We start from the raw sequence: 14,160 nt of genomic DNA on the forward strand, positions 1-14,160 counted from the left end.
AAAAATGATAAGGTCATTTAATTGAACAATAAGCAATAAGTGCTCCATTTTACTACATAAAACTGACTTGGTAGTGTGTTTTTGATGTGTATCGCTAGGTTTTTATGTTAGCGAATATTTTTGAGCGCTTTTTTTGAGCGCTTTTCTTTGCAAATCAAAGGCGCGTCATATTTTTGTCGGTTTTGCAGCTTGCGGCTTGCGAATTTTTGACGCCTGTTTACAATAGTTGCAATCGATATAGAAAATGTGATGTCGCAAGGTAGCTGAGATTATATGCAGAGATTAGGGATGCAAGCATCCAAAATGGTTTTAGTGTTGGATGGAGAGCCGACGCGAGCAAAAGAGCTTGAAACGGTGCTGGGTTTTATTGGTCAACAGTTTAGCATTTGTGAGCGTAGCTGTATTGAGCAGCAACTCAACGGCATTGAAACGGTTATTGTTATCAGTAATGAGACCCCTCAGGCATTTGATATTATCAGCCAGTTTCCTCAGTGCCCTTTTATTAGTGTTGGTGACGGTGACGCGATTGATACAGTTCCAAATTTAATTGGCCATTTAGACCGTCCTTTTAGTTATGAGCAGCTGACTCAGCTATTACACCATTGCGATGCTTATCTGACTCATTTACCCGGTAAAGTCTCGCCAGCGAAAAGCGAAAGGTTAAAGCAAAACTTGATTGGTAAAGGGATAGCTATTCAAGAGATCCGCCATCTAATTGAACAGGTAGCAAGTAAAGAAGCCAATGTACTGATCCTTGGTGAATCAGGTACCGGTAAAGAGGTGGTTGCGAAGGCGATTCATGACCATTCACCGCGTAGTGGTGGTCCGTTTGTTCCAATTAATTGCGGGGCGATCCCTCCTGATCTGCTCGAAAGTGAGTTGTTTGGGCATGAAAAAGGCGCATTTACCGGCGCCTTTGCTATGCGTAAGGGGCGTTTTGAATTAGCCGAAGGGGGGACGCTGTTCCTCGATGAAATTGGTGATATGCCAATGCCAATGCAGGTTAAATTACTGCGAGTATTACAGGAGCGCCAGTTTGAGCGAGTTGGTGGTAGTAAAGAGATTCACGCTAATGTCAGAGTCGTGGCGGCTACTCACCGTAAATTAGAACGAATGATCGAGCAAGAGAAGTTTCGAGAAGACTTATATTATCGTTTGAATGTTTTTCCTATTGAAATGCCTTCGTTACGGGAACGCCAAGATGATATTCCACTATTATTGCAGGAATTAGTCAATCGCCATGAGGAAGAACATGCTGCTGTAGTGCGTTTTACGCAACGAGCGGTGGAGTCCTTGATGCAACATCAGTGGCCGGGTAATGTTCGTGAGCTATCGAATTTAGTCGAACGCTTGTTGATTTTGCATCCAAATCAGATCGTTGATGTGAATGATTTACCACCTAAGTATCGGCATATTGAGGCTGATGTTTACGAACCCAATTATAGTCCTGAGTTAGCCGAACGAGATGCCTTGCTCGCGATATTTAGTGATGAAGATGCTTCGGTATTTTCAGAGCCAAACCCAGAACTGTTATTTCCGGTCGAAGATGAGGTCGAATTGGCGGACGATGGCTGGGGAGGGGGGCAGCAATTACCAGATGAAGGTGTCAACTTGAAAGAGTTGTTGGCTGAATTGGAAGTCGACCTGATCCGTCAAGCACTTGAGCAGCAAGATGGGGTTGTGGCTCGCGCCGCGGAGCAACTAGGGATGCGCCGAACCACCCTCGTAGAAAAGATGCGAAAATACGGTTTAAATAAAGACGGTTGAGTTATTTCCCATGTAATGCACTGAATAATAGTCTTTTTTTTGTGGCATGATATTTGATTGTACAAGTACTGATAACGGTTTTATGACGCGGAGCAATTGTCATGCCTTCAGTACTTATACAACAGCAACCAGCTAGTCTTTCTGAGCATAATCTTGCTCAAATTTTTGATGTAATGCCCTCTGGCTTGATCTTGCTAGACAATAAAGGTTTTGTCTCTCGCGCTAATCCTGTCGCTAAACAACTGCTGGGAGATGATATTGAGCAGCGGCGATGGGCAGAAGCCGTTCCCAAATTATTTGCACCGAAAGCCGATGATGGTCACGAGTTATCTCTGGTTGATGGGCGGCGAGTTAAGTTGAGCTTGTCCCCATTACAAGATACGCAAGGCCAACTCATTGTTCTCACTGATATGACTCATACTCGGCAATTGCAGGCGAATGTTGCAAAGCTCCAGCGAATGTCAGCACTTGGTAATATGGTTGCGTCATTAGCCCATCAAATTCGAACCCCACTCTCCGCAGCAATGCTATATGGCTCAAATCTTTCTAATAAAACCTTATCCGATGCGTCTCGAGAAAGCTTTCAAATCAAAATGATGGCCCGTTTAAATGATTTAGAAACGCAGGTCAATGACATGTTGTTATTTGCTAAAAGCGGCCAAAAAATGGTTGTGAGTACGGTGTCCGTTCAACAACTATTGGAGCAGTTGCAGGCGGCAACTGATGCTTGTGTTCGCCAATATAAAGTGCGGTTGAGTATCGTTTGTTGTCCGCAAGAGATCGATATTTTGGTGAATGCGAACGCTTTGGTGTCGGCGCTCGCGAATCTTATTGAAAATGCAGCGCAACTTAGTGAAGAAGGTCAAGAGATCCGAGTCTCGGCTGGATTGAGGGAGCATATGTTGGTGATTGCAGTAGAAGATCAAGCCGGAGGGATAGCTATGGACCAAGCGGATAAGATTTTTGAACCCTTTTATACGACCAAGCAAAATGGTACAGGTTTAGGCCTCGCCGTTGTGAAATCGGTGGTTAAGGCTCATCAAGGTGATATTTGTTTAGAGGATACTCCATTAGGGACTCGTTTTTTGGTGAGCTTACCACTTGCTGAACCTTATCATCATGAGCTTGCTGTGGGAGGGCAATAATATGAGTCAATCTAGAATTCTCATCGTAGAAGATGATTCTGGTCTTCGTGAAGCTTTGGTGGATACTCTGTCTTTGGCGGGTTATTTATGTAAACAGGCGAATAGTGCTGAGGCGGCCTTACTCACGCTCGCTGATGAACCGATTGATCTGGTGATTAGTGATGTGCAAATGGGCGGTATGGATGGTTTGAATTTATTAAAGAATATCAAACAGAAATGGCCACAACTCCCAGTATTGCTGATGACTGCTTATGCAAAAATTGATGATGCGGTTTCGGCGATGCGTGATGGCGCGATCGACTACTTATCAAAGCCCTTTGCACCTGAAGTTTTACTCAATCAGGTTGGGCGTTACGCGCCATCAATTAAGGTTGAAAAGCGGGAGCCTATCTACGGTGATCCATCTACCGAAGCCTTATTAGAGTTGAGCAAAAAGGTGGCTGCATCAGAAGCCTCTGTCTTGATTAGTGGCCCTAGTGGTGCAGGTAAAGAAGTACTGTCACGTTATATTCACGATAGCTCGGCACGCGCCGAGCAGCCCTTTGTCGCGATTAACTGCGCGGCTATTCCGGAAAATATGTTGGAAGCCACGTTATTTGGTTATGAAAAAGGCGCTTTTACCGGGGCGATTAAAGCCTGTCCTGGCAAGTTTGAGCAGGCGCAGGGCGGGACTATTTTGTTGGATGAAATCAGCGAGATGGATCTTGCTTTGCAAGCCAAGTTACTGCGGGTGTTGCAAGAGAAAGAAGTAGAGCGTTTAGGCAGCCGCAAGATGATCCAACTTGATGTACGTGTTATCGCAACCAGCAACCGAGATATGCGTGAGATTGTTAGTCAAGGACGATTTAGAGAAGACTTGTATTATCGTTTAAACGTGTTTCCATTATCGTGGCGGCCTCTGAATCAGCGTCCCGGCGACATATTACCTCTGGCGCAGCATTTGCTGTTTCGTCATAGTAAACGTCACTGTGAGCTGAGTTTAAGTGCCCAACATAAGTTATTAAACCATAGCTGGCCGGGCAATGTACGAGAACTGGACAATGTAATGCAAAGGGCGCTTATCTTGGCTAATGCCGAAATAATTGATAGTGACTGCTTGGTGATCGAGAACCAATTAGAACCCAGTCAAATACAATCGGTACTGGCTGAATCAACCGCCAATAGCGAGCCTTTAGGTAATGAATTGCGTCAGCAGGAGCAACAGATTATTTTAGAGACGCTAAAATCCTGCAAAGGAAAGCGTAAAGATGTGGCCGAAAAGTTAGGAATTAGCCCAAGAACCTTACGTTATAAACTGGCTCGAATTAAAGACTCGGGGATTGAGTTGCCAGCTTAACTTTAAGTGCATCGGCCTACCGGTGTTGGTAGGTTGAAGACTTAAGCACCAACATCATGCATGCGCTAGGCTGTTTGCTTAAGCCTAAAACCGCCAAGGAAAATCAAAGCAAGTGCCATAAGCAGGATTGTTTGTGGCTCAGGAACTGAGCTTGTGCCTATGCTGAGAGTATAAAGTTGGAAATACTCGTTGCTGTGGGTTGCGCCGTCTTGTTCTCTGACTTGAATTTTGTTGAAGGGGGCGTTGATAAAACCCATAAATAACTCAATATTGAAGAAGCGGTGGTGAACATCGTTTGGCCGATATTGCTCTCATCATTGAAAAAGTTGATGGTGAAGGTACTGGCTTTCGAGTCGTCTTCATCGCCAGAGGCAAGCGCCTGAAATAGTATGTCAAAGTTTTCATCGTCATTAACGCCCTAGGATAAGCCATCTCAGACCCTCGTTGAGGTGTAAAGATATGTGGACTGGTTGCGGGGTTACCAACAGCAATTGGCATTGTTGATAGTGATGTTGCCACTTTGACTAACAAGATATTGATTGGTTAAGCCAGAACCTCTTGCGAATTGCTCCTGCTGCCACGTATTGCCGCCAGAGGCTGTGGTGGTAATATTGGCAGAAAGGGGGTGTGAAACAAGTAACAAAACTGTCGCGATCAAAGGAAACTTTTCATCGAAAATTAATCATCTTTATTGAATTTTTATATAAGCTTTTTAATTTATAGTTTCTTTTGTTTTTACGTGTTATCTAAATCAAAATCATTGATGTATAAGGTTTTTATTCTGGCTGGCTCGTAACTTTTTATTAAAATGTGCTTGTTATCAAAAAAGCTGAAGCGAAATATTTCCATTTCACGTACAATGAGGCGCATTTTTAGCTGGGGCCTTTTAGGCTCATGTTGTTTCATGTTGAGGGGGACTGATGACTCAAAACGTTCCGGTAGTGACTATCGATGGTCCAAGTGGGGCAGGTAAGGGAACTCTATGCCAACGTTTAGCGAAGCATTATCAATGGCAATTGTTAGATAGCGGTGCCATTTATCGGGTATTGGCGCTTGCGGCCATTCATCATAACGTAGAATTAGACAATGAAGAGGCCTTGAGTTTATTAGCCGCACATTTAGATGTCCGTTTTGAAGCGCAGGATGGTCAAACCATCGTGATTTTAGAAGGTGAAGATGTCTCTTTGGAAATTCGCCAGGAAACCGCGGGGAATGCAGCATCTAAAGTGGCCGCTTTTCCGCGAGTAAGGGAAGCGTTGCTGCGGCGTCAACGTGGCTTTAAAACTGCCCCCGGTTTGATTGCCGATGGTCGCGATATGGGAACAGTGGTATTTGTTGATGCTCCCGCTAAGATTTTTTTGGACGCTAGTGCGGCAGAACGCGCGCAACGACGTTATAATCAGTTGCAAGATAAAGGCTTTGATGTTAGTTTTGACCACCTTTTGAGCGAAATTGAAGAACGAGACCAACGAGATAGAAACCGTTCGGTTGCTCCTTTAGTTCCTGCTCAAGATGCGTTAGTCATTGATTCTACGTCACTTTCTATTGATGACGTCGTTTCAATGTCGATAGGTTTTATCGACAAACAATTAACCCAGTAATCACTGGGACTTGGTGCGCCTATAACATGGATGAAATAGGTGTTTATTATTAACCCCATTTAGCGGGATTGCTGAGTGGCCGTTTCTATATGTGTAAATTATAAAATGACTGAATCTTTTGCTCAACTCTTTGAAGAGTCTCTACAGAATTTGGAATTTCGTTCTGGTTCTATTGTTAAAGGTACTGTAGTAGGTATCGAAAACGGTATGGTATTAGTAGACGCTGGCCTGAAGTCAGAATCTGCAATTCCTGCCGAGCAGTTTAAAAATGCTGCTGGTGAATTAGAAATTGAAGTCGGCGCGGAAGTTGATGTAGCCCTTGACGCAGTAGAAGATGGTTTCGGTGAAACTGTTCTTTCTCGCGAAAAAGCGAAACGTCATGAATCGTGGATCCAACTTGAGAGTGCGTACGAAGAGCAAGCAACGGTTGTTGGTATCATCAATGGCAAAGTTAAAGGCGGCTTTACAGTTGAAGTTAACACCATCCGTGCATTCTTGCCTGGTTCACTAGTTGACGTTCGCCCAGTTCGCGATACCGCTCACCTAGAAGGCAAAGAGCTTGAATTTAAAGTTATCAAGCTTGACCAGAAACGTAACAACGTTGTGGTATCTCGTCGTGCTGTTATCGAAACTGAAAACAGTGTTGAACGTGATCAACTTCTTGAGAACCTACAAGAAGGTCAAGAAGTTAAAGGTATCGTTAAGAACCTTACTGACTACGGTGCATTCGTTGATCTTGGCGGTGTTGACGGTCTTCTACACATCACTGACATGGCTTGGAAACGCGTTAAGCACCCAAGCGAAATTGTTAATGTTGGTGATGAAATCAACGTTAAAGTACTTAAGTTTGACCGTGAGCGCACACGTGTATCTCTAGGTCTTAAACAGTTGGGTGAAGATCCATGGGTAGCAATTGCTAACCGTTACCCAGAAGGTGCTCGTCTTGAAGGTCGCGTAACTAACTTAACTGACTACGGTTGTTTCGTTGAAATCGAAGACGGTGTTGAAGGTCTAGTTCACGTTTCTGAAATGGATTGGACTAACAAAAACATCCACCCATCTAAAGTTGTTAACGTGGGTGACCTTGTTGAAGTTATGGTACTTGATATTGACGAAGAACGTCGTCGTATCTCGCTTGGTTTGAAACAGTGTAAAGTTAATCCATGGGAGCTATTCGCTAGCACTCATGATAAAAACGACAAAGTTTCAGGTAAGATCAAGTCTATCACTGACTTTGGTATCTTCATCGGCCTTGACGGCGGTATTGACGGCCTTGTTCACTTATCTGACATCTCTTGGGATGCTCAAGGTGAAGAAGCGGTTCGCGACTTTAAGAAAGGCGACGAAATCGAAGCTGTTGTACTACAAGTTGATGCAGAACGTGAGCGTATTAGCCTAGGTGTTAAGCAGCTTGCTGAAGACCCATTCAACAACTACCTTGCAGATCTTAAGAAAGGTGCTCTAGTTAACGGTACCGTGACTGAAGTTGATGCGAAAGGTGCAACTGTTGAACTAGCTGGTGGTGTTGAAGGTTACTTACGTGCTGGTGATGTAAGCCGTGACCGTGTTGAAGATGCTTCACTGGTTCTTTCTGTTGGCGACAAGCTTGAAGCCAAGTTTGTTGGTGTTGACCGTAAGAATCGCGTAATCAGCCTTTCTATCCGTGCTAAAGATGAAGCGGATGAGAAAGAAGCAATGGCTACTCTGAACAAGAAAGAAGATGCTCAGATTGGTAACGCAATGGCTGACGCGTTCAAATCAGCGCTTAAAGGCGAATAATCAACAAATCTTATAGATTTAATTGATTGAATATTGGGGGGGACTTGTCCCCCCCAAGTTCTTTATCTACACTGGTATAAGTTCCCTTTATCAATAGCTTGGAGAATCCATGACTAAATCTGATTTGATTGAAATACTCGCGAGTAAACATATTCAATTTACCAGTAAAGAAATTGAGTCGGCGATTAAAGAAATTCTAGAGCAAATGACTAGCTCTTTGCAGGAAGGCGATCGGATTGAGATCCGTGGTTTTGGTAGTTTTTCTCTGCATTTTAGAGCACCACGGGTTGGGCGAAATCCTAAAACGGGTGAAAAAGTCGAACTCTCTGGAAAGCACGTGCCTCACTTTAAACCCGGTAAAGAATTAAGAGAACGAGTAAATATAGGTCTATAGTATTGTTTGTTGTACAAATAGACGATCTTGGCTGGTTAAATTAAGGTGATTACTGCATAATTTCCCTAGCTTTTATTTGGCTTAGGAGGTTGTGTGAAGGCGATATTTTCTACCTTACTTTTAGTTGTATTGTTTGTGCTTGCTTTAGCGCTTGGCGCTCAAAACGAACAGATCGTGAGCGTAAATTATCTTATTGCAGAATCAAGTATACGGCTATCATGGTTAATGGCTGGCCTCTTTATTAGTGGCTTCGTTTGTTGCTTGTTGTTCTTGTTAGCTTTTTATACCCGTATTCGGATAGAAAAAGTCAGCTTGAAGCGACGTTTAGTTAAGCAGCAGAAACAGTTGAATAAGTTGCAGAACGAGACGGTCAAGGATAATTAATGCTTGGCTTGTTGTTTTTGCTATTACCTGTTGCTGCGGCCTACGGCTGGTATATGGGCCAGCGCAGTGTTCGACAAAATCAACAACAACAAGCCAATCATGTTTCTAAACAATATGTTGAAGGTTTAAATCTACTCTTAGCCAATCAGTCTGACAAAGCGGTCGATTTATTTATTGACTTGCTTCAGGTTGATGCCGAAACCATCGATACTCACCTCGCCTTAGGTAACCTTTTTCGACAACGCGGAGAAGTTGACCGAGCTATTCGCATTCATCAGAATCTTATCGCCCGAGAAGGGATCGATATTGAACAGCGTAACTTAGCCCTACAACAACTTGCGAAAGACTATCTTGCCGCAGGTTTATTCGACCGCGCAGAAGCCTTATTGTTGGAATTGCAAGACGAGCCTGACTATCGGCAGTTGGCACTTAAGCAGTTGTTGAATATTTACCAGCAAACCCGAGAGTGGCAGCAAGCCATCGATATTGCCAAGAAACTTAGCCCTAAAGATCTTTCAGATGTGGCGCAACAAATCGCTCATTTTTATTGTGAACAAGCTCAAGAGTATGAAACGGCAGGCAAAACCTCCAAGAGTTTAGCCTTGCTTAAGAAAGCCTTATCTAGCGATAAAAATTGTGTTCGTGCAAGTCTCCATTTGGCGCAAATTCAAGCCAGCCAAGGGGATTATAAGACTGCGTTAAAATATCTTAATCAGATCCCAGAACAAGATATTGATTTTGCTCCTGATGCTTTAGCCATTTATAAGCGATGTAGTGAGCAGTTAGCAAAGCCTGAATATTACCGAGAATTTTTGGAATATAGCCTTGCGATTAAAGGGAGTGCTAGTGTGGTCGTTGAGCTTTCCGCGTTATATCAAGAAATGAATGGTGCTGAACAAGCTCAAGATTTCTTGGTTGACGAATTAAAGCGCCACCCTACTATGAAAGGATTTCATCATTTAATGGGGCTTCATCTTGATTCTGCTGAAGAAGGCCAAGCCAAGCAGAGCTTACAGGTACTAAGAAGCCTCGTGACCCAACAGTTAAAAATTAAACCTCATTATCAATGTCGACGTTGTGGATTTTCGTCGCATTCTATTTATTGGCACTGTCCCTCGTGTAAAAGCTGGGCACAGTGAAACCGATAGTCGGGTTAGATGGAGAATAGAGTTAATGCAAGATCCGAAAGTATTAGTCGCCTTAGATTATGCCGATCTAAAGCAATGTATGGCCTTTGTTGAACAATTAGAGCCCGGCTCTTGTCGACTCAAGGTGGGTAAAGAAATGTTTACCTTGTTTGGTCCGCATTTAGTGAAAGAGCTTCATCAACGAGGGTTTGAGGTGTTTCTTGACCTTAAATTTCATGACATCCCCAATACAGTGGCTAAGGCTGTTGCAGCAGCGGCTGAGCTCGGGGTGTGGATGGTGAATGTTCATGCTAGCGGTGGCCGCAGAATGATGGAAGCAGCCAAAGCGGCATTAGTGCCATTTGGTGACAAAAAACCTAAGCTAATAGCGGTTACGGTGTTAACCAGTATGGAGCAAGCCGATTTAGCTGAGATAGGGATTGATTTAGATCCGCAGCAGCAAGTTGAGCGCCTTGCGACCTTAGCCAAGCAGTGTGGTCTTGATGGGGTGGTCTGTTCTGCGCAAGAAGCCGCTGCATTGAAGGCGATGTTAGGTAATGATTTTTCACTGGTTACGCCTGGTATTCGACCAGAGGGGAGCGCTCCAGGCGATCAACGACGAATCATGACACCTTCGCAAGCGATGGCTGTCGGTTCCGACTATTTAGTAATTGGCCGACCGATAACTCAAGCAGAATCGCCGGCACAAATGTTGTCGTCAATTAACCAGCAGCTATTGGACTGAACGGTTTCGCCATAAAGGCAGCCATGATAGTTGTGCTAGGCTAAGGCCAATTAAGGTATAGATGAGATGAGCATCAATAGCGATATCGATGCCTATCATTTGTTTTATCCATGGGTCAGCACCATAGATTTGTTCGAATAATAGTTTCATCGCTAAGCCTAGCACAACAACCATCCCAATTTTTGCTCTGCCCTTGATGATATCAATACAGGCCGCATAGGCGATTAAGCCATGGATGAGAGCTGACAAACCAACATACTCGCTATAAGGTCCATAAAGTAGGGCATAGCCCCCTATACCAGAAATAATTAAACTTAATTGTAAAAACTGCCGGTTAGAGAGGCGATCATTGTAACAAAAATAAATGAGGATGAGGGCCGCAATATTCATCAGCCAATGGGTAAAATTGTTATGGCAAAAGTTACCACTTAGTAGGCGCCAATAGTGACCACCTAAAATGGCGCTACGTTGCCAACTGGCGGTATCGGCATGGGGTAACAATAACCACGAAACACTTAACATGAGCCATAAGAACCAATGTTGCTTTAGGATTAGTTTAAACATTAAAGTCCATAGTTTGCAGGGTTAAAGCGCGCAATTGGATTATCCCATCTCATAGTCTAGCGGATCGGTGACTTGATTTAAGTGAAAGGCTTCTAGTCTTTCCTGACAGGCGCCACACTTACCGCAGGCTTGCTCTCTGCCATTATAGCAAGTCCATGTTTTGCTATAATCTAGTTTCATCGCTAAGCCATCTGCTAGGATTTCTACTTTGGATAGTTCTAGGTAGGGGCTTATTACCTCAACTGCCTGATAGTTGGCGATAAGACTAACATCATTCATTTTTTTGACAAATTCTGGACGGCAGTCAGGGTAGATGGCATGGTCTCCAGAATGCGCGCCGTAAAAGACTTTTTTCGCACCGATTGAAACGGCATAAGCTATTGCTAACGACAGTAAAATCATGTTGCGGTTAGGGACCACTGTCGATTTCATGGATTCTTCTTGATAATTGCCTTCCGGTATATCGATGTCTGAAGTGAGCGAAGAGCCAGCAAGTAACTGATTGATACTACTAATATCGACAATCTTATGGTTAATTGCTAAGTCTGAGCAAACATTTTTGGCAAAGTCGAGCTCTTTGAGATGGCGTTGTCCATAATTAAAGCTTAAGGCATAAGCTTGTAAGCCTTGCTGTAAAGTTTTATGCAGCACGGTATAAGAATCCATTCCACCAGAATAGATAACAACGGCTTTTTCTTTCATTGTTTGCTCTTTAAAATGTGTTTTAATACAGAGTTAGATTCTCGCTTATTATCTATTAGGATACAAATGTCGCAACGCTATTTACCGATCAACGAAATTTTTGAAACCATTCAAGGAGAAGGTTACTACACTGGCGTTCCCGCTATATTTATTCGGTTGCAAGGATGCGATGTTGGTTGTTCGTGGTGCGATACAAAGCATACTTGGGGGCTTGAACCCACACAACAGTGCGAGTTTGGTGAGATTATCGGTGTGTCTGGGGATAAGCCGCGTTGGGCCAATGCTTCTGTAGAGAACTTAGTGGCACAATTACAAACGTATTCGGCAACGCATGTGGTGCTTACTGGTGGTGAGCCCTGTATTTATGATTTGAGAGACCTTTGTGAACGCTTGTTACAACGTTCTTATACGGTGCAAGTTGAAACCAGTGGCACTTACCCTATTTTAGTTAGTAGCAAGGCTTGGGTCACTGTATCTCCCAAAGTGGCGATGCAAGGAGGCAAGCCTATCCTTGAGCAAGCTTTGTTGCGGGCTGATGAAATAAAGCATCCCGTGGCCAGAGAAAAAGATATTGAGAATTTGCATGAATTGTTGTCTGGCGTGTCTGGTGATAAAGATTTGACGATTTGTTTGCAACCGATAAGCCAACAAGCTCGTGCCACTCAATTATGCATTCAAACTTGTATTAAGAATAACTGGCGTTTGTCATTACAAACCCATAAATATCTGGGAATAGATTAATCTGTCTATTGTTACTTTCTAATTAAATAAATTTCAGCGTAATTAAGGATTATTATGGCTATATTGGTTACTGGTGGTGCCGGATATATTGGCAGTCATACTGTCGTTGAGTTATTGACCCAAGGTGAAGAGGTTATTGTGGTCGATAATTTGTGTAACTCACATCTTGCCGCACTCGACCGAGTGGAGCAAATAACAACAAAAAGACCTATTTTCTATCAACTTGATGTTATGGATAAATCGGCATTAGATGCCGTTTTTAGTAAGCATGATATTAGTGCGGTTATTCATTTTGCAGGCTTAAAAGCAGTGGGGGAATCGACAACGATACCCTTGCATTATTATCAAAATAATGTATCAGGAACCTTAACTTTATGTGAAGTGATGGCAAAGTATCAGGTTAAAAATTTAGTATTTAGTTCTTCTGCGACGGTATATGGCGACCCACACGAGGTTCCCATCTTAGAAAGTTTTCCGACTGGTGCGACAAATCCTTATGGTCGTTCTAAATTGATAGTAGAGCAAATGTTAGGGGATTTATATGCGTCAGACAATAGTTGGAATATTGCTTTGTTACGCTATTTTAATCCAGTTGGTGCACATCCATCGGGTTTAATCGGTGAGGATCCAAATGGTATCCCTAATAATTTGGTGCCTTATATTACGCAGGTTGCAGTGGGTCGCCTAGCACAATTGAGTGTCTTTGGTGATGATTATGATACCGTTGATGGTACTGGGGTGCGTGATTATATTCATGTGGTTGATTTGGCCAAGGGGCACTTGAAGGCGCTTACGAAGTTAGCAACTAAACCTGGGTTAGTCACCTATAATTTGGGCACGGGACAAGGCTATAGCGTGCTGGAAATGATTAAAGCTTTTGAAGCAGTCTCAGGTGTGACGATCAACTATCAAATTTCAGCTCGTCGTCCCGGAGATATTGCGAAGTGTTACTCTGATCCGAGTCTGGCCAAACAACAGTTGGATTGGCAAGCAGAATTAACCTTGGATAATATGGCTGAAGATTCTTGGCGCTGGCAGCAAGCAAATCCGCAAGGATTTAGTGCTTAACTATAATAAATAAAAGCGAGCTTTAAAGCTCGCTTTTCAATTACTTAAATAAGGAAATCCGCTTTGGTTTTGCCTTCATTTTTAATCGCTTTTTGAATCGGTGAAGGTGTGCGGCCTTGTCCGGTCCAAGTTTTCTCTTCGCCATTTTCGTCTACGAATTTATATTTTGCAGGTAATGGCTCGCGTTTTTTTCTTTCTTTAACGGGAGCTTGTTTAATCATCGATAATAATTCATTCGGATCGATGCCATCTTGTTCTAGTAAGGCTTTGTATTTTTCTAATTTTTCTTGTTTTTCTCGTTGTTGCTGTTCTTCTTCAGCGCGAACTTGGTAACGTTCATCTAAAATAGATTTAAGCTTGTTGTAGCTTTCTTCTATCTGTTCAATTGATAATTCTTTAGTCGCCGCTTTCAGGCTTCTAGCATTTAAAAATACTTTGATAAAATCGGTCATGTTTGTCCCGCTTATATTAATTAGCTTTATTTAATCGACATCTAAATTTTAATTAGATCTATGCGCTTGTCAATTATGTCTTTATAAATAATGAAATGAACATTTAAATAGGTCGCTTTTTCCTTTTAAAGTTTAGGTTGAAAATTCTGTATATAAGGGTAGAATCCAGCTCCTAATGCTAGTATGTAGAGGTGCTCTGACCAAAAGTAGTACAAAATGGGGTGATGCCATTGGTTTTGTACAAAAGGGGTCAGTGCCGAAGTAATAGGTGCTATCAACGCCGATTGCTGGTGCAGTATTTAATAAATGCTGCATTGTCATAGTAAAAACTATGGAGAGCTACAGGGTTTTTAGC

Annotated in this window: 14 protein-coding genes, 1 pseudogene and 1 riboswitch; of the genes and pseudogenes, 11 read left to right on the forward strand and 4 right to left on the reverse strand. The window is 42.9% G+C overall.

The features are described from left to right. Window positions 1-288 precede the first annotated feature (288 nt). The 3 genes from ACRRSX_RS09180 to ACRRSX_RS09190 all read left to right on the forward strand — a co-directional run bounded on the left by ACRRSX_RS09180 (window position 289) and on the right by ACRRSX_RS09190 (window position 4,248). The gene (locus tag ACRRSX_RS09180; RefSeq protein WP_432453507.1) at window positions 289-1,767 is read left to right on the forward strand and encodes a sigma-54 dependent transcriptional regulator; all 1,479 of its coding nucleotides are present in this window, start codon (window positions 289-291) and stop codon (window positions 1,765-1,767) included. Between the two features lie 101 nt (window positions 1,768-1,868). Then, window positions 1,869-2,912 (forward strand): sensor histidine kinase, encoded by a 1,044-nt coding sequence (locus tag ACRRSX_RS09185; RefSeq protein ID WP_432453506.1) that lies wholly within the window; start codon window positions 1,869-1,871, stop codon window positions 2,910-2,912. Between the two features lies 1 nt (window position 2,913). Then, window positions 2,914-4,248, forward strand: coding sequence for a sigma-54-dependent transcriptional regulator (locus tag ACRRSX_RS09190; protein WP_432453505.1), 1,335 nt, complete (start codon window positions 2,914-2,916; stop codon window positions 4,246-4,248). Window positions 4,249-4,313: 65 nt separating this feature from the next. Here the strand turns inward: ACRRSX_RS09190 and ACRRSX_RS09195 are convergent, their stop codons facing one another. Then, window positions 4,314-4,505: a PEP-CTERM sorting domain-containing protein gene (locus tag ACRRSX_RS09195; RefSeq protein WP_432453504.1), complete on the reverse strand. Its 192-nt coding sequence runs from the start codon at window positions 4,503-4,505 to the stop codon at window positions 4,314-4,316. A gap of 663 nt (window positions 4,506-5,168) precedes the next feature. Here ACRRSX_RS09195 and cmk point away from each other — a divergent pair. The 6 genes and pseudogenes from cmk (at window position 5,169) to pyrF (ending at window position 10,278) form a co-directional block, all read left to right on the forward strand. Further along, window positions 5,169-5,849, forward strand: a complete 681-nt coding sequence (gene cmk / locus ACRRSX_RS09200) for a (d)CMP kinase (protein WP_432453503.1) — start codon at window positions 5,169-5,171, stop codon at window positions 5,847-5,849. Window positions 5,850-5,954: 105 nt separating this feature from the next. Then, window positions 5,955-7,628: a 30S ribosomal protein S1 gene (rpsA, locus tag ACRRSX_RS09205; protein ID WP_432456190.1), complete on the forward strand. Its 1,674-nt coding sequence runs from the start codon at window positions 5,955-5,957 to the stop codon at window positions 7,626-7,628. Window positions 7,629-7,737: 109 nt separating this feature from the next. After that, complete coding sequence (locus ACRRSX_RS09210; protein ID WP_432453502.1) at window positions 7,738-8,022, forward strand: integration host factor subunit beta; 285 nt, start codon at window positions 7,738-7,740, stop codon at window positions 8,020-8,022. Between the two features lie 93 nt (window positions 8,023-8,115). After that, complete coding sequence (locus ACRRSX_RS09215; protein WP_432453501.1) at window positions 8,116-8,406, forward strand: LapA family protein; 291 nt, start codon at window positions 8,116-8,118, stop codon at window positions 8,404-8,406. Beyond that, window positions 8,406-9,574 (forward strand): annotated as a pseudogene (gene lapB, locus ACRRSX_RS09220) (lipopolysaccharide assembly protein LapB). Before ACRRSX_RS09215 ends, lapB begins: the two are co-directional and overlap by 1 nt. A 5-nt stretch (window positions 9,575-9,579) precedes the next feature. Next, window positions 9,580-10,278, forward strand: a complete 699-nt coding sequence (gene pyrF, locus ACRRSX_RS09225; RefSeq protein ID WP_432453499.1) for an orotidine-5'-phosphate decarboxylase — start codon at window positions 9,580-9,582, stop codon at window positions 10,276-10,278. Here pyrF and rrtA read toward each other — a convergent pair. Continuing rightward, window positions 10,267-10,842, reverse strand: a complete 576-nt coding sequence (gene rrtA / locus ACRRSX_RS09230) for a rhombosortase (RefSeq protein WP_432453498.1) — start codon at window positions 10,840-10,842, stop codon at window positions 10,267-10,269. The two genes, pyrF and rrtA, sit on opposite strands and share 12 nt — an antisense overlap. A gap of 39 nt (window positions 10,843-10,881) precedes the next feature. Further along, entirely contained in the window at window positions 10,882-11,544 is a 663-nt protein-coding gene (gene queC, locus ACRRSX_RS09235) for a 7-cyano-7-deazaguanine synthase QueC (RefSeq protein WP_432453497.1), read from the reverse strand. A gap of 66 nt (window positions 11,545-11,610) precedes the next feature. On the opposite strand from queC, the gene queE reads away from it, so the two are divergent. Both queE and galE read left to right on the forward strand, forming a co-directional pair. Next, the gene (gene queE / locus ACRRSX_RS09240) at window positions 11,611-12,285 is read left to right on the forward strand and encodes a 7-carboxy-7-deazaguanine synthase QueE (RefSeq protein ID WP_432453496.1); all 675 of its coding nucleotides are present in this window, start codon (window positions 11,611-11,613) and stop codon (window positions 12,283-12,285) included. A gap of 54 nt (window positions 12,286-12,339) precedes the next feature. Continuing rightward, window positions 12,340-13,353 carry a UDP-glucose 4-epimerase GalE gene (gene galE, locus ACRRSX_RS09245; protein ID WP_432453495.1) on the forward strand — a complete coding sequence of 338 codons (1,014 nt, stop codon included), beginning with the start codon at window positions 12,340-12,342 and terminating at the stop codon, window positions 13,351-13,353. A 44-nt stretch (window positions 13,354-13,397) separates the two neighbouring features. On the opposite strand, the gene ACRRSX_RS09250 is transcribed toward galE, so the two are convergent. Then, the gene (locus ACRRSX_RS09250; RefSeq protein ID WP_432469655.1) at window positions 13,398-13,805 is read right to left on the reverse strand and encodes an H-NS family histone-like protein; all 408 of its coding nucleotides are present in this window, start codon (window positions 13,803-13,805) and stop codon (window positions 13,398-13,400) included. 178 nt (window positions 13,806-13,983) lie between these two features. Continuing rightward, window positions 13,984-14,155: riboswitch (Lysine riboswitch) on the forward strand. The last annotated feature ends 5 nt before the right edge of the window (window positions 14,156-14,160 follow it).

The organism is Agarivorans sp. QJM3NY_30 (assembly GCF_050870855.2).
GTDB lineage: Bacteria > Pseudomonadota > Gammaproteobacteria > Enterobacterales > Celerinatantimonadaceae > Agarivorans.

Excerpts from the sequence above, each read along its gene's own strand:
- ACRRSX_RS09185 (WP_432453506.1), top strand. The coding sequence starts at position 1,869 with ATGCCTTCAGTACTTATACAACAGCAACCAGCTAGTCTTTCTGAGCAT.
- rrtA (WP_432453498.1), bottom strand. The coding sequence starts at position 10,842 with ATGTTTAAACTAATCCTAAAGCAACATTGGTTCTTATGGCTCATGTTA.
- pyrF (WP_432453499.1), top strand. The coding sequence starts at position 9,580 with ATGCAAGATCCGAAAGTATTAGTCGCCTTAGATTATGCCGATCTAAAG.
- ACRRSX_RS09195 (WP_432453504.1), bottom strand. The coding sequence starts at position 4,505 with ATGGGTTTTATCAACGCCCCCTTCAACAAAATTCAAGTCAGAGAACAA.
- rpsA (WP_432456190.1), top strand. The coding sequence starts at position 5,955 with ATGACTGAATCTTTTGCTCAACTCTTTGAAGAGTCTCTACAGAATTTG.
- ACRRSX_RS09190 (WP_432453505.1), top strand. The coding sequence starts at position 2,914 with ATGAGTCAATCTAGAATTCTCATCGTAGAAGATGATTCTGGTCTTCGT.
- ACRRSX_RS09250 (WP_432469655.1), bottom strand. The coding sequence starts at position 13,805 with ATGACCGATTTTATCAAAGTATTTTTAAATGCTAGAAGCCTGAAAGCG.
- cmk (WP_432453503.1), top strand. The coding sequence starts at position 5,169 with ATGACTCAAAACGTTCCGGTAGTGACTATCGATGGTCCAAGTGGGGCA.
- ACRRSX_RS09210 (WP_432453502.1), top strand. The coding sequence starts at position 7,738 with ATGACTAAATCTGATTTGATTGAAATACTCGCGAGTAAACATATTCAA.
- ACRRSX_RS09180 (WP_432453507.1), top strand. The coding sequence starts at position 289 with ATGCAAGCATCCAAAATGGTTTTAGTGTTGGATGGAGAGCCGACGCGA.
- queC (WP_432453497.1), bottom strand. The coding sequence starts at position 11,544 with ATGAAAGAAAAAGCCGTTGTTATCTATTCTGGTGGAATGGATTCTTAT.
- queE (WP_432453496.1), top strand. The coding sequence starts at position 11,611 with ATGTCGCAACGCTATTTACCGATCAACGAAATTTTTGAAACCATTCAA.
- galE (WP_432453495.1), top strand. The coding sequence starts at position 12,340 with ATGGCTATATTGGTTACTGGTGGTGCCGGATATATTGGCAGTCATACT.